The organism is Paenalkalicoccus suaedae (genome assembly GCF_006965545.2).
Lineage (GTDB): Bacteria > Bacillota > Bacilli > Bacillales > Salisediminibacteriaceae > Paenalkalicoccus > Paenalkalicoccus suaedae.
In genome coordinates this window covers 384517-399081 of record NZ_CP041372.2, presented here as the reverse complement: position 1 = coordinate 399081, position 14565 = coordinate 384517, and the positions used below count along the sequence as shown (strand labels likewise).

Annotated in this window: 15 protein-coding genes; 6 read left to right on the top strand and 9 right to left on the bottom strand. The window is 44.3% G+C overall.

The genetic code is table 11. The features are described 5' to 3' along the window. Positions 1 to 657: 657 nt before the first annotated feature. From FLK61_RS02455 to FLK61_RS02445, 3 genes are all read right to left on the bottom strand, one after another. Positions 658 to 2187 (bottom strand): UDP-N-acetylmuramoyl-L-alanyl-D-glutamate--2,6-diaminopimelate ligase, encoded by a 1530-nt coding sequence (locus tag FLK61_RS02455; RefSeq protein ID WP_176007955.1) that lies wholly within the window; start codon positions 2185 to 2187, stop codon positions 658 to 660. Positions 2188 to 2340: 153 nt separating this feature from the next. After that, positions 2341 to 3015, bottom strand: a complete 675-nt coding sequence (locus tag FLK61_RS02450) for an HAD family hydrolase (protein ID WP_176007954.1) — start codon at positions 3013 to 3015, stop codon at positions 2341 to 2343. Then, entirely contained in the window at positions 2993 to 3559 is a 567-nt protein-coding gene (locus tag FLK61_RS02445) for a GNAT family N-acetyltransferase (RefSeq protein ID WP_176007953.1), read from the bottom strand. The genes FLK61_RS02450 and FLK61_RS02445 overlap by 23 nt, the downstream gene beginning before the upstream one ends. 391 nt (positions 3560 to 3950) lie before the next feature. Between FLK61_RS02445 and FLK61_RS02440 the strand changes: the two genes are divergently transcribed. The 4 genes from FLK61_RS02440 to FLK61_RS02425 all read left to right on the top strand — a co-directional run bounded on the left by FLK61_RS02440 (position 3951) and on the right by FLK61_RS02425 (position 6932). Next, the gene (locus FLK61_RS02440; protein ID WP_176007952.1) at positions 3951 to 4511 is read left to right on the top strand and encodes a sigma-70 family RNA polymerase sigma factor; all 561 of its coding nucleotides are present in this window, start codon (positions 3951 to 3953) and stop codon (positions 4509 to 4511) included. A gap of 4 nt (positions 4512 to 4515) precedes the next feature. Continuing rightward, positions 4516 to 4938 carry a helix-turn-helix transcriptional regulator gene (locus FLK61_RS02435; RefSeq protein WP_176007951.1) on the top strand — a complete coding sequence of 141 codons (423 nt, stop codon included), beginning with the start codon at positions 4516 to 4518 and terminating at the stop codon, positions 4936 to 4938. Continuing rightward, complete coding sequence (locus tag FLK61_RS02430; protein ID WP_176007950.1) at positions 4935 to 6242, top strand: FtsW/RodA/SpoVE family cell cycle protein; 1308 nt, start codon at positions 4935 to 4937, stop codon at positions 6240 to 6242. Before FLK61_RS02435 ends, FLK61_RS02430 begins: the two co-directional genes overlap by 4 nt. Before the next feature lie 111 nt (positions 6243 to 6353). Further along, on the top strand, positions 6354 to 6932 hold the full coding sequence (locus tag FLK61_RS02425; RefSeq protein ID WP_176007949.1) for a hypothetical protein: 579 nt from the start codon (positions 6354 to 6356) through the stop codon (positions 6930 to 6932). A 579-nt stretch (positions 6933 to 7511) separates the two neighbouring features. Here the strand turns inward: FLK61_RS02425 and FLK61_RS02420 are convergent. Then, on the bottom strand, positions 7512 to 7871 hold the full coding sequence (locus tag FLK61_RS02420) for a DUF2200 domain-containing protein (protein WP_176007948.1): 360 nt from the start codon (positions 7869 to 7871) through the stop codon (positions 7512 to 7514). 124 nt (positions 7872 to 7995) lie between these two features. On the opposite strand from FLK61_RS02420, the gene FLK61_RS02415 reads away from it, so the two are divergent. Together FLK61_RS02415 and FLK61_RS02410 are read left to right on the top strand one after the other, a co-directional pair. After that, a complete protein-coding gene (locus FLK61_RS02415; protein ID WP_176007947.1) occupies positions 7996 to 8865 on the top strand; it encodes a GNAT family N-acetyltransferase in 870 nt (289 codons plus the stop codon). 539 nt (positions 8866 to 9404) lie between these two features. Then, a complete protein-coding gene (locus FLK61_RS02410; protein WP_176007946.1) occupies positions 9405 to 10043 on the top strand; it encodes a GNAT family N-acetyltransferase in 639 nt (212 codons plus the stop codon). A 43-nt stretch (positions 10044 to 10086) separates the two neighbouring features. Here the strand turns inward: FLK61_RS02410 and FLK61_RS02405 are convergent, their stop codons facing one another. The 5 genes from FLK61_RS02405 to FLK61_RS02385 all read right to left on the bottom strand — a co-directional run bounded on the left by FLK61_RS02405 (position 10087) and on the right by FLK61_RS02385 (position 14553). Continuing rightward, positions 10087 to 10890: a MerR family DNA-binding transcriptional regulator gene (locus FLK61_RS02405; protein ID WP_176007945.1), complete on the bottom strand. Its 804-nt coding sequence runs from the start codon at positions 10888 to 10890 to the stop codon at positions 10087 to 10089. A gap of 229 nt (positions 10891 to 11119) precedes the next feature. Then, complete coding sequence (locus tag FLK61_RS02400) at positions 11120 to 12115, bottom strand: nuclease-related domain-containing protein (protein ID WP_176007944.1); 996 nt, start codon at positions 12113 to 12115, stop codon at positions 11120 to 11122. 462 nt (positions 12116 to 12577) lie between these two features. Next, positions 12578 to 13066 (bottom strand): GNAT family N-acetyltransferase, encoded by a 489-nt coding sequence (locus FLK61_RS02395; RefSeq protein ID WP_176007943.1) that lies wholly within the window; start codon positions 13064 to 13066, stop codon positions 12578 to 12580. Between the two features lies 1 nt (position 13067). Continuing rightward, positions 13068 to 13955, bottom strand: a complete 888-nt coding sequence (locus FLK61_RS02390; protein ID WP_347338976.1) for a helix-turn-helix transcriptional regulator — start codon at positions 13953 to 13955, stop codon at positions 13068 to 13070. A gap of 58 nt (positions 13956 to 14013) precedes the next feature. Further along, a complete protein-coding gene (locus FLK61_RS02385; protein ID WP_176007942.1) occupies positions 14014 to 14553 on the bottom strand; it encodes a GNAT family N-acetyltransferase in 540 nt (179 codons plus the stop codon). Positions 14554 to 14565 lie beyond the last annotated feature (12 nt).

The following is a 14565-nucleotide window of genomic DNA, read 5'->3' as shown; positions in this document are numbered from 1 at the left end:
GTGGGGTTAGATCGGGGTGGGTGATTGCGCGGTTTTTTTCTACTTACGCAGTTTACCCTGATTTTCGCGCGGTTGGTGGCTCTTTTTACGCAGTTCGTCCTTCAACTTACGCGATTCGCCCCTCCACTTGCGCGGTTTTTTTCTACTTACGCAGTTCACCCTTCAACTTACGCGATTCGCCCCTCCACTTGCGCGGTTTTTTTCTACTTACGCAGTTTACCCTGATTTTCGCACGATTGGTGGCTCTTTTCACGCAGTTCACCCTTCAACTCGCTCGATTCGCCCCTCCACTTGCGCAGTTATTTTCTACTTACGCAGTTTACCCTGATTTTCGCGCGATTCGTAGCTCTTTTTACGCAGTTCACCCTTCAACTCGCTCGATTCGCCCCTCCACTTGCGCAGTTATTTTCTACTTACGCAGTTTACCCTGATTTTCGCGCGATTCGTAGCTCTTTTTACGCAGTTCACCCTTCAACTTACGCGATTCGCCCCTCAACTTGCGCAGTTTTTTTCTGCCTGCGCAGTTTACCCTGGTTTTCGCGCGATTGACTGCTCTTCTTACGCAGTCTACTCTTCAACTCGCGCGATTCACCCTTTAACTCGCGCATTCCCCCTCTCCCACCAAAAAAGTCGACCCCACTGGGATCGACTTTTTTGTTACACGCACATATCTTTAGATGGTGTGCAGCCTATTTGTGATAGTGTCACTGAGGACATTCTAGATGCCAAAAAATCCTTTACGTGATCGTAATCGTGGTATGGGACCTTTTCGCCCTTCACGATTTGGAAGTCCTCCATACAAATTCCTGTTATAAGGATCAGGTCTCCTGCTTCCGCTAGTTCCATTGCTTTTTTTATAGCGTCACCGCGTTGAGGCACAGGATGAATGTGAGGACTCACTTCTGTAAATCCGTCAAGGACATCCCTTACGACATCTTCTGGCTCTTCATCACCTGGATGATCGGAAGTTACGACAATTTCGTCTGCTTTTCCTTCAACAGCTGCGGCGATTGGCGCGCGAAGTTCTTTTTCGCGAATGCCTATTCCGGTAACCATTAAAATCAATCGATTACGTGGAAGTGGCTTTACCGTCTCCAGCAAATTCTCTAATGCCGCTGGTGTGTGTGAAAAATCGAAGATCATATGACGATCGTCAAGCTCACTTACAACCTGTAAACGCCCAGGAGGCCCTTCCAATGTTTCAAAAAGAGGCAAGAGGGTGTGAAGGGAAATCCCCTTTGCTAGGCAGGTGCACAGGCTCGCGAGGAAATTGTACACATTATGAATGCCAAGAACCGGTATAAATACTGGATGCGTATCCTTTTGAATGTGCAACGTAAAATACGTGCCTTCGGTTGTTACTTCGATGTCCGTTGCACGAACCTTGGCGTGATTCTCGATCGCGTATGTCCAAATGCGACCATCGAAAGACGTAATGATATCGCGTGCCATGCCATCATCGTCTTTATTTACGATTGCGACATCTGCCCCGTCAAATAGACGAAGCTTTGCGCGCTTATATTCCTCAAACGTGCCGTGATAGTCGAGGTGCTCTGGATACAAATTAGAGTGCACGGCTATATCAAAATGCAGACCGTGAAGTCTCTCCTGATCAAGACCTATGGAGGTTGCCTCCATCACACACGTGGAGATATCTTGTGTTAACATCGTAGCTAAATAGCTATGGAGATCCGATGACTCCGGTGTCGTCGGGGTACTCTTATGAAGGGAAAGCGACTTTGTATTATCCCATATACCAGCCGTTCCAATCGATCCGGTCTTTATACCAGATCCGTTTAACAAATAGCGTGTGTATGCCGTAATTGTGGTTTTTCCCTGCGTTCCTGTCACGCCAATAAGCGACATGTCTTTATGCGCGTGATCGTGTAAATGAGAAGAATACAGGGCGAGCGACTTTTTTGGGTTTTTAACCAAAACGAACTGCACAAACGGATATTTCGCCGCTTGTTCATTTATGACGTGTTCATTATCACCAATTATTTGAATAGCTCCCTTTTGAACAGCTGTATCAATAAATAGATGTCCGTCTGTATTATCACCACTAATACAAACAAAGCATCCATTCTGAGACACTTTTCGTGAATCATAATGAATATGAGTGATTAAATTAGGAGCTGGACCGCGTGATGACACATACTGATCCTGCAAGATGTTTATAAGATTCATGATGGTACTCCAATCGTAAAGAATAGTTAGGTTTACTTTACCCGAACAAAGTGCCATTTAAACGTGTTTTCTAGTGGGAAAAGCCTGTAATGCATAGCAAAAAAGCCTTAATTAAACGTTTGTTTAACTAAGGCTTCATTCTATTGTAGGACCTTATACGTAGATTTGTCTACAATTTTCTAACACACTTCCTATCTCGTCCAAACCATCAATTGTATAGTCTGCCTCCGCACTTTCACTAAAAGTAGCATTCCGCTTCCAAACTGCCGTCATTCCAACGGACTTAGCCGCCGCCACATCATTCACTGGGTGATCCCCAACAAAGACACTCTCGTGAGGTTCTACCCCCATCCGATTCAACGCCTTCTCAAAAATCGACGCATTTGGCTTTTTTACGCCCTCCCATTCGGAGATCAAAATCGCCTCAAACAAATGATCAATTTGCAGCGCTTTAATATTATTCAGCTGAAATTGTCCATAGCCATTCGTGATCATCCCAAGCTGGATCGAGCGTTTTCTCACATTTTCTAACATCGCATGAAGGTTTGGATAGGGCACGCAGCTGTGGCGAAACTCTCGGACGTAATCGTCGAGCATCGCCTCCCACGTCATCCCAAGCTCAAACTCCTCAATCAGCTGTCGATACACCTCATCCTTCCAGACATAGCCGTGATTATCGAGCTCGACAAACCTTTTTACGTACGTTTGTTTATTAACACCGTTCAGACTGCTTTGCAGCCGGTCATACTGATTACTAATGAATGCCAAAACAGAAGCGTCGCGGTCCAAAAGAGTATTGTCCAAGTCAAATAGGATTGCTTTTATCACGGTGTACCTCCAGGTCAGTGGTTTTAAGTAAAGGGTCGAGGCTCCAAATATGGTGGTCGGCGCCTTTCGACCAAAAATTAGGTAAGATGATGGTTGGTTGTCCAAGCATGCGTTGCCAATACGCTCGTGAGGAGCGAAAGCCCGCGTCTAAGTAGACGTGCTCCGCGTTTTGAGTGCGTGCTACTTTAAGAATGTTTGTGAACAGCACTTTGCCAACGCCCTGCCGCTGGTAGTCGACATGCACATAGGCGGTGCCGACCATTCGGGCTTTACTCCCTTCAGGGACATGGTTGGTGATAATTTGACCAGGGTTGGTTAGGCTAATTGTTCCTACTACGCTGTTGTTTTTGATTGCCACGAGTAGCGTTGTTGTTGTTGATGTCCTCGCTAGCGAAGCTTCGAAGACGCTCATGAGGCGCGTTACTTCGTCCTCTATAAATACATGATTTTGTAATTCTTCTCGTGTAACAACATCCTCCATCGTGTTATGAAAGAGTTGCTCCAGTTCGAGCGCGTCACGCAGTTCTGCTTTTCTTACGATCATGGTGAGAGCTCCTTTAAACTTTCGGTCTTTATATATTCTCCATCTAGCAAAAAATATCCTTTTTCGACATGGATGTAAAAATTTAGTCAGTTCGGTCATTAGTGAATCATCACTCTGCGCGACAAAGTCTGTACTCATCGCGGTAGTTGCTGTTTAGAACTTCCTTTTCATTTCCTTTTTTGCACAAAGTCTTCTCGTTTTGGCACAAAATCCTCTCGTTTCGGCACCAAGCGCCTTCCTTTTAATACAACACCCTCCGAATTCAACACCACTTCCCTCCATTTTGCTACAACCCAACACCCACAATTTCCCTTATAATAAATGTATCATGATTTTCCAAACCGAAAGGCCCCTCACCTCGTCTAATAGGTGGGAAGGAGGTAGCAGACGCATGCATGACACGACGCAACACGCATTTTCTTACGATGATAAAACGATTGAGCACGACAAGGATGTTTTGCTCGATCATATGATGCACCAATACGGCGATGGCATTTTGCACCTTGCATATACATACGTCAAAAACGAGGCGACAGCCGAGGATTTAACGCAGGAGATTTTTGTGAAGAGCTATCAAAAGCTTCATCAATTTAAACAGCAATCGAGCCTTAAAACGTGGCTTTATCGCATTGCCAGCAACCACTGCAAGGACTATGTTAAAAGCTTTCACCACCGCAAAATGATCGTACACGACAAACTGTTTGACGCGCTGCCGTCTGCCACAAAACAGGTGGAGGAGACCGTCATCCAAACGAGCGAGGAGCACACGTTGGCAAACGCCGTCATGCACCTTCCGCTTAAATATCGCGAGGTCATTCACATGCACTATTACGAGGACATGTCGCTCGCGGAAATACACGACGTCACGTCCGTCAACATCAACACGCTCAAAACGCGCCTCAAGCGCGCGAAGGATTTACTCAAACAACACATGACGAACGAGGAGGTATAACGATATGAAGGATCCGCTATCCGCACTCAAAAAATCGCTCACTCGCACCGTTTTTTCGGACATGAAGCTCTTAGACGATCGTAAACAAGCCATCAAATCCGAGATCGCGCATGGCAAAAAACGCTCCGACTGGGACGTCACGACGATCATGCGCGTGCTCGAAGCCGTTCAGCACGAGCCCAAGCAAGGCTTTGATATCCTCCACCAGCTCTTCACGCGCGACGAACAAACCTTCAGGCACAAGGAGGGCGAGCTCTACATGCTCCTACATGTGTTAGAAAATAAAGAGATCCTCCTCTCCACCTGGAGCAACGAGGTAAAGATGTATCAGCTCAGTAAACGAGGTAAAAAGCTTTTAGCAAAGCAGCACTTGTCATCAAAAGAACGCTCCTCCTTAAAACAGCTCATTGAGGAGGCATCCATGTGAGTAACCCAACTACCGATTTTTTAAAGAAGGTCACCGCGCACATGTCCTCCAAAGAGGCTAAACAATCTGTCGAAATGGAGCTTTCCACTCACGTTGAACAGCTCACCATTTCGTATGAAAAAAGCGGCTACTCTAGGGAGGAAGCAGAACGTAAAGCAGTCGAGGAAATGGGTAACCCACACACCCTTGGCAAGCACATGCACGAGCTACACAAGCCGAAGATGGATTGGGTCTTACTAGGGCTAGTTGGGATATTACTAGCGGTGAGTTTGGTGCAGCTTTATGGGGCTGGAATTCAGTTTATTGGTCACCCTCTACACTTTCTAGTATCACAATTAACGTGGTATGTACTTGCTGTGCCTGTATTTATATTCTTCTTATTTATATCGTTTCATAAGCTTACTCGTTATTGGTACGTCTTTTATGGGTTAGCACTTAGTGTGTTTATGTATATTACTCTTCTGCCGTATCCAATTAACGGTACAATCCGGTATGCAGCAGTAGGCACCTTACACATAAACATTTCTCCACTTATGCTTTTCCTATTTTTCCTTGCAGCGACTGGTTTGTTGCACCGAATCGAGAACTATACTAAAGTAAAGCAGTTCCTAACAATCTCGCTGTTATTTTGGCCGCCTTTCATAATCTTTAGCATCATTCCTGATCACATGACAGGCTTTATTTACTTAGTTACAATCATCATGCTTATTCTATTTAGTCGCATTCCAAGAAAAGTGTCATTAACCGCTCTTTCGATTAATGGTTTATTAGTTATCTATCCAGCTATACTCTTCTTTTCTTCGCCCCATCAGATGATGCGATTACAAGGTTTTTTTGCTTTTCGAGACTCCGCATCTGGAGCGGGATACATGTACATTCAGTTAGAAAATCTTTTCAACCAAGCCGGTTGGTTTGGCAACGGTTTGCTTGCTGAAGTTAACTTGTTCGGTCTCCACACCGACTTCCCATTCATCTACCTCGTCCACTCATTCGGATGGCTGTTTGGCGCCGTGCTTTGCGTCATTCTTCTTTCATTCGTATGGAAAATTTGGCGGATTGCATCGCAGACAAAGGATTCCTTCGGACGTTTACTCGTTATTGGTATTACGTGTTTATTTGCGGTCCCTATTGTTTGGACGTTGCTGATGACGCTTCAGCTTTTACCAATCACGTCAGCAACTCTTCCCTTCATCAGCTACGGAGGAACAGCAATGATTTTTTACACATCACTATTAGCTTTAGCTCTAAACGTCCATCGTAAAAAAAGAATTCGCTTTACTTACGATAATCAGCCGTCCCTCTAAGAGGGACGGCTTTTTTGTTGTGAGCGGTCCATCTAGATTTTCTGTCCATGAAGGTCCAAAGTTTTTAATTATGGTAAAATAAAGGTAATAATGACGTTAAGGGTGGTAAGTATGAGAAGGATTGTTGGAGTCATCTGCGTAAGCGTTCTGTTAGCAGGATGCTCAATATCGGTCAATACGCGCGAGGCGACGCGCTTTATTGTCTCGTCAACTGGCGAGGATGGATCCGTGAGGTCCTTTTCTGATTTCACGTATGAGGAGCGTATAGAGATCTTAGAGCCGCTCACGATCGGTGTTGTTGGCGAGATTCCGGAATACGACAATACCATTATCGACTTTGTTCAAGTAGATCCAGATGCACTGCGAGATCAGCAGTATGACGGCTACTTTGTCACAGACGACTATTTTGAGGAGCTCGCTTCGGCTGAGTGGCAGCCCGTCATCACATCGCTCACCGTACCGACTTTTTTCATCAATTCAAACTCTCCGATTCAAGCATTCACCGACGCATCCGTCGCCTACTCGACTAACTTTGAGCCAACCGGTCATTCGATCGGCCTTGTTTTTGGGGAAAAGGAGGAGTTAGAGTGGTCCATAGGGGAACCAGCGGCATCGTCCGATGTAAATGATACGCCACCGATTGTTTTAGATCTGATTTTGGAAAGGATTGTTGAATATCAGAAAGGATAGGTAGGGGGTTTGTCAGAGCTGAAGGGGCTTAGCAACTTGAAGGGCTTGATTGTGTAGGTTTTAGGGAGGGGGATGTGCTTTGATTATGAGTTATGGACTTTATCCTCTTCCTCCATTGAGTTATGTGCTTTATTCCAGAGTTATGTTCCCTATTCTGGTTTTATGTTCCGCATTCCAGAGTTATGGACTTCGTGCTTTTCCTCCACTAAGTTATGTGCCTCACCCCAAAGTTATGTTCCCCATTCTGGTTTTATGTTCCGCGTTCCAGAGTTATGGACTTCCCGCTTTTCCTCCACTGAGTTATGTGCCTCATCCCAAAGTTATGTTCCCCATTCTGATTTTATGTTCCGCATTTCAGAGTTATGGACTTCCCGCTTTTCCTCCACTGAGTTATGTGCCTCATCCCAAAGTTATGTTCCCTGTTCTGATTTTATGTTCCGCGTTTCAGAGTTATGGACTTCTCTCCTTTAAAAAACCTCTAAGTTGCTAAAAAGCCTTGCTATCAAGATCATCAACTAATCTTCTTTAACAAAAAAGACACAGCACCATGTAGCTCATGGATGCTGTACAACGGCCGTTCTATTTAACTCCCTGCCGCAAAATCTTCTCCATCTTCTTGCCCTTCGCAAGCTCGTCCACCTGCTTATCGAGGTAGCGAATGTTTTGCATCGTCGGCTCTTCAATATCCTCGACTCTCACGCCACAAATTACTCCTTTAATGAGCGTTCGATCAGGGTTTAGCGCTGGCGCATCTGCAAAAAACGTCTCAAAATCCGTGCCATCTTCCAAGATAGTTGCGAGCTCCTCGTCCGTATATCCCGTCAGCCAGCGAATAATCTCGTCCACTTCTTGTTTCGTGCGACCTTTACGCTCCGCCTTTGCCACATAGTGCGGATAGACGCTATTAAAACTCATTGTGTATATACGATGCTTCGTCATCACAAATACCTCCATTTTTCTTTCATCTTACCATGCAATATCTCTACAAAAAAGGCGCTCCCTTACCCATTTTTCTCCAAAACGTATGGTATAATTAGTAAAATGACACGAGAGGGGTATCGGAATGATCGCACACATCCAAGCGCCACAGCGTGCAGACGAGCTGGCGCAATTTTTGGCACGCATGAATAATGACTTACAGATGCATATCGGCTTTTGCGGAGAAAATCCAGACGAAATCTACGACCAACTAACCAATGACTTCTCTGATTTGCCGTGGCAAACATCCTTTGTCGTCGCTTATGAGGACGACCGCATTGTCGCTGCAATTGGGCTAGATGTCGATTTAGAGCGAGGCTACGCAGATGTTTGGGGTCCGTTTACAGAAACAAAGGATATGACGCTCTCCAAAAAAATCTGGGAGGAACTCACCTCAGGATTGGATAAAGTAAAGAAGTATAGCTTCTTTGTAAATGAAGAAAATGCCTTCGCGCAGCGCTTTGCAGAAGAAGTTGGCGGGGCATATAAAGGAATGGACTACGTGCTCCTGTTGCACAAAGAGGACGACATTCGCGCTGAAGCCGATGAGGTCGCGGCATTTAACACGGCGTTTGCAGAGGATTTTACATCGGTACATACGGACGCATTTCCCGACACCTATTATAATGCGGAAACTATATTGTCAAGGTTGAATGAAACGAACCAATTGCACATGCTGGTTCGAGACGATGCACTTGCAGGATACGTGTACGCAGAAGCAAATCCGGAGCACGGTGAAGGAACGATTGAATATATTGCTGTTTCGCCAGATTCTCGCAAACAAGGTATAGGAAAGCAACTACTAGCAAAAGGTTGCCAAGCACTTTTTTCACATGAGGGAGTTTCTGAGACCTCCATTTGTGTAGGAACTGATAATAAAGCTGCTATTTCTTTGTATCAAGCAGTTGGATTTAAGGTGAAATATAAGCTGAAGAGCTATTTAGTGACGGTTTGATAGGTAAAGCACAGAGTAGATGGCGACTCTGTGCTTTTTTTAGATGCGGAGGAGTCGGTTTGGGGTTTGGAGAGGGTGTTATGTGCCGGATTTTTAGTTTATGTGCCTTGTTTGGAAGTTATGTTCCTTAGTTGCTTTTTATGTGCCGCATTTCAGACTTATGGACTTTGTGCTGAAGCTCGACCTGGTTATGTTCCTCATCTCAGAGTTATGTGCCTTATCTAGATTTTATGTGCCACATTTCAGACTTATGGACTTTGTGCTGAAGCTCGGCCAAATAATATCCCTTCCTTTCAAGCTAGTAGCATCCTCTCCTTTATACGCGAAGGGGCGCCCTTTCACAGCTCTTATCGCGCTAGTTTTAGCATTCATCAAGCATTTCAAATGTTGTCATTCCCATCAACAATAAAGACATTTTGCTGACTAAATATAAACACCAAAAAAATTTTCTCCCCGACAAAAAACTCTCTTGACCCTCCTCTTAGGGGAGACTTTATTCTACAGATGTAAGGCTGATTTGAGAGAGGAGAATGGATAATATGACTGTAGAAATTCGTGAGGTAAGGCAAGAGGATATCTCGGAAGTGAAACGCTTAGTTGCTAGAACGTGGGGGATTGACGGAGTATTTGATGATCGCACTTCGCTAGAGGTTGCGGCAAGCCTATTTGTGAATACATTCCTGCACAACGGTACATTTGGTAGAGTAGCTGTATTAAACGAAGAAATTGTTGGCCTGATCATTGGGAGCGCGCGTGGCGACGCACCGCGTTTACGTATGCTGACAGAGGAACCCATCGAACTGATAGCAGGAGCGTTAGGCTTAGAGGAAGCAGACGTTACACGTATTCAAGGCTATCTAAGCACGATTTTCACGTCCTACGAGAAGCTACTTAGTCCGCACAAGGAAAATTATCAGGGATGCTTAGAGCTCTTTGTCGTCGATACGAAAGCACGTGGAAATCAAGTAGGCAAACGACTTCTTCAAGAATTAACTACCTATTTCTACAAGCACCGTGTAGAAACATACTATCTCTTTACAGATACCAACTGTACGTATGGGTTCTACGATCATAATGGATTTACTCGTCGGGAAAAAGAAGAGCTCACCTTGCCATTTACTATTGATCATCAACCAGCCAAGATGACTAACTTTTTGTACGACTACACCCTTCATTAACCGAAAAAAGGATGTCGAGCGACGTTGCTCTGACATCCTTTTTTTATTTAGGTCCAGATAAACGTACCTGGATTTGATGAATAAATCCGCCTGGCTCAAACAGCTCCGATAACAGTTCAAATTCATACATGACAGTTACCTCTATCCCCTCTTTATCTGCATAAGCTTGGATCGAGCGGATCGCCTCTTGTTTCTGTCCATAGCGGTAGGAAATCGTTAGGTAACTGCCGGCTGGAAGACGATGAATGCGCTCATCCTTTGGCATGCGATGCTTAGTGCGGATAACATGAAAAACGTGAGAGGTGTGCAGATCCGTGAGAATATAGCCAGTCCGGTATGTCGGCAGGACATTCAAGGATTCTATGATCGCCTCCAAGTCATCATGCTCGGCAAAATCCTCTAGTCCGAGCTTCGGATCTATCGGACTGACGACAAGTAGCCGATCCTCATACTCCTGTTGCTCCAACTTGTTTAGCACCTTTGCTCGCTCCGATTCCTCTGCGTAATCCTTGAGTGAATCCAGCACATCAGATACATCCTGCAACTGTTGCATCTGCTCAGTGAGCTCTTGCTTCTTGCTCGTTAAATATCCATACAGCTCTTTCGTATCCCCGGTCGAAAATAAGAGTTGAAGCTCTTTAATAGAGGCCTGACAAAATCGCGCGACTTTAATAATATCAACGTGTAAAAGCTGGTGAGGCGTATAGTACCGGTATCCATTCTCAGGATCAATGTGCTCTGGCACTAAGATCCCGACTTTGTGATAATAACGTAGCGCCTTGATGGTAACGTGCTTCTTTTTAGCGACTTCACCGATAGAATAGTATGTGGTATGGCTGTCGTGCATTCGGAAGCCCTCCTCCAAGTAGATTTTTATTGTTCTAAGGGTTACAGAGGTAGGATGAGTGGGTGGTTAAATACGATTTAATGTTAATTTATAGGATTAGTGGTTGGGTTTGGTTGCGTTATGTTCCGCGTTTCAAAGTTATGGACTTCGTGCTGTAGCTCTCCCTAGTTATACTACCCACTATCATAGCAAAAAGAGGAGCAACCGTCCCTGCTCCTCTATCAATCACCTATTTAGCTAACCAACCCTTATCAAAAACCTTCTCTAAGCAGTAATGCGCACCCCGTTTTTCGCCCTTAACTGGAATATCAAGCTCTTTAAACATTCGATACATCGTTTTGCGCGATTCGATACGCAAAAATTCGCGCATATCTCTGTTCGAAGCCTTATCTCCAATCAAAAATACATAATCTGCAATCGCTTGTTTATGTGCATGTTTATCCACTAATCCGCAACTTTCACAATGCCAAACAATTTTCCTTGGCTTGTAATTCATTCGCTTATTTACACAAATTGGACAGCGAACCCCGTCAATAAGCTCCCTATCTATGTGAGAAAATTGTTCATACTTCGGTCTATAGGCTTCGCTCGATTTCCTGAGTTTTTTTGCAAGCTGATTAATTTGAGCCGCATCTAAAATCGCTTCATTTTTTTGAGCCGACAACTGCGTGAGTTTCTTCAATAAGGCTGGAGGTCGTATGTAATATTGCTGAATCTGTGAGTTTAATGGTTCGATGGTGTAAGGTGTTTTTTCGTTGGTGAAAATAACTTGAGGGTAAATTGGAAGGTTTTTAGCGTGCACGAGTTTGTTTTTCGAGCACCATTCGAGTAATTTACGAGCATTAGTTTGTGCCTGGTCAAGTGGATCAGTAAAGGTTTCGATCTCTCCCTTAAAATTTCGCTGGAGCTGTTGCGAAGCTGGATAAATGGTCAGTTCACCTGCAAAATTTTTGAGTTCGATTAATTGCATAAAGGATGGTGCAAGAACCAACGCATCAATTTGAACGTGTTTCCCATGTAATTCTAACCGTAAGTCATAAAGCATGGTCATTTCTTTTGGTAGCATGCCATTCATAAAATCCTTAAATTTGTTTTCTCCGGTCACCCCTGATTTGTACGACGCAAAATCCCTCTCGTACATCGCAAATTTTTCTTGTGACAACCTCCGCCGAAGTGCTTCAAATTGATGAAATCGAACTGGTGCATGCGTGCTATCTTGAATCACTAACCCAACACCTCCTATAAATATCGGAACTCCCGTTCGTACATTATATGCTATTCATTTACAAATGAAAAGAACTTTTATTTGCTATGTGCTTCCGCCTTGTTACTCTTTTAGCAGCTGGCTTTTGGTTCATTGAGATTTTTTAATCTTTTTTTGAGAAAAAGAGAGCTACTCTTTATACATTTGTTGAGTAACTGCTCTAATTCTTATAAAAAATGCGTTGATCAAGTTGGTAATGTAAATATATGTGCCTGATCGTAAGTTTATGTGCTTTATTTTATAGTTATGTTCCTTATCCTGCTTTTATGTTCCGCAATTTACCTTTATGGACTTCTTGCTCTGGCTCGATCCAGTTATGTGCCTCATTCCAAAGTTATGTTCCCCATCCTGCTTTTATGTTCCACGTTTTATCTTTATGGACTTCGTGCTCTGGCTCGGCCCAGTTATGTGCCTATAGAAACCCTACACTCCTTCTCCCAACACCTTCTCAAGCTCCAATTCATCCCTTATCGGAATACCATCTTCACTTACTAGAGGAATCGTTGGCTTATATTTTCTCGCCATAGCTACTGCGTCCAGATGGATGCCGCACAGCACATAGCCACGCTTTTGATAGAATCGAAGCGCGTGTAAATTATCGTTTGTTGTGATTAGGGAGATCCGACTAAAGCTCATACTCTGAGCGAACTCTTCCACCGCTTTCATAAGCCTGCCTCCGACACCCTCACCCTCTCTCACACTATTAAGAGAGATTATCTCAAGCGTTTTATCATATGTAATAAAGGTGACAAGCCCGAGCAGGTCACCTTGTGTATCCTGCATGGCAAAACCATCCAACTCGTCGCAGCGATATACACCACTCGAGATAACCATTTCGGAACTTCCCCAATGAGTCACGAAAAATTTGCGGACTGTTTCATCCGAAAGAGTTTTCCTACTAACAAGTTGCATGTCACTCCTCCTCAAACGACAAATTAACAGGTTCTTCAGGTGTCATGGCCTGAAAGTCCAAATTCGTAGTCGCTATGCTTGTATCAACTTCATCAAAGGAGATACTATCAATCCACAGGCTCCCCGGTCCGTTTAGCAAGATACCAAATGCAATAATAGATGCATTGTCTGGTACATCTAATACAATGGAGCAGTATGTCCATTCGTTAGATCCCGTAATAGGTCGGTCGCTCATATTATCAAATTGCAGGACTTCTCCTAGAGTATTATCAATTCTCATCCAAAGACCAGCACTTACACCGACACCCTCCGACTTAATAAATGCGGATAGCCTTATACGTTTCTCTCTATAGTGCTTTGCCTGAAATTCCTGCATCATTGTGCCGAATCCACCATGTTCCTCTGTTGACGTATGCTTTAAATAACCTGATGCACGTCCTTTATGAACAACGGCTCGATCTACACCGATTCCATAGTTATAAGGGTGACTGCCGCTTAACACCCACCCTTTAATTTGTTGGTCTGCTACCATTCCTGTTTCCTCCTTTTGTTTTGTAAGGTGAGACAACAACCGGCGATATTGACCAGGTGCCAATTGATAACGTTTTTTAAAGGCTCGCGAGAACGATTCCTGCGTTTCAAAGCGAAGCGCTAGTGCAATGTCCAAGATTCGCTCGTCTGTATAAAGGAGCAACTGTGATGCAATCGCAAGCCTTCGATACCTCACGTACTCCATCACTGATACACCGATATGCTTCATAAATTTACGATGATAATGATATTTAGAGTAGCCAGCATACTTCGCTAACCCTTCCAAAGACAAATCTTCTTGTAAGTTTTCTTCAATATAATTAATAGATCGCTTTAAGACGTTTTGCTCACTCACCATCTCACCTCCCTAACGAAAGGATATAACTTCTACCTAAAGTGGTTTTGATATATATTGCTCATTCATTTGTCCCTACTATTATTTCATCCCCCAACACACCAAACACATAGCTGTCTGTCCATTCGCCTTTGTTCCAGTAGTCTTTGATAAAGTGCGCTTCCTGCCTCATCCCAACGCGTTCACATAGTTTTTTCGATCCTACGTTTCTTGCATCAAGCGTTGCCTGGATGCGGTGCACGCCTCGCTCTCGGACTAATGCTTCTAGTAGTCCCCTTACCGCTTCTTGCGCAAATCCATGCCCAGCCGCTCCATGATAAAAGCTGTATCCGATCTCTACCGTGTCTTTCATCTCGGTATACCACGCGGACAAATCTCCAATCACCTCGCCATTATGTACAACGGCAAGGCTCACGTTTCCTCCCGGAGCAAGGGTTGTATGCTCAAGCTTTTTGGCAAAATTCTCGCGCATTGTCTCCTCCGTCCACGCGTCGTGTAGCAAAAACTCGCACGTCGCCGCGTCCATATATATCCGGCTCACATCGGCCAGATCAGCCTCCATAAACGGCCTAATCTCTAATCTCTCTGTCGAAAATCGCATGAACACTCCCCC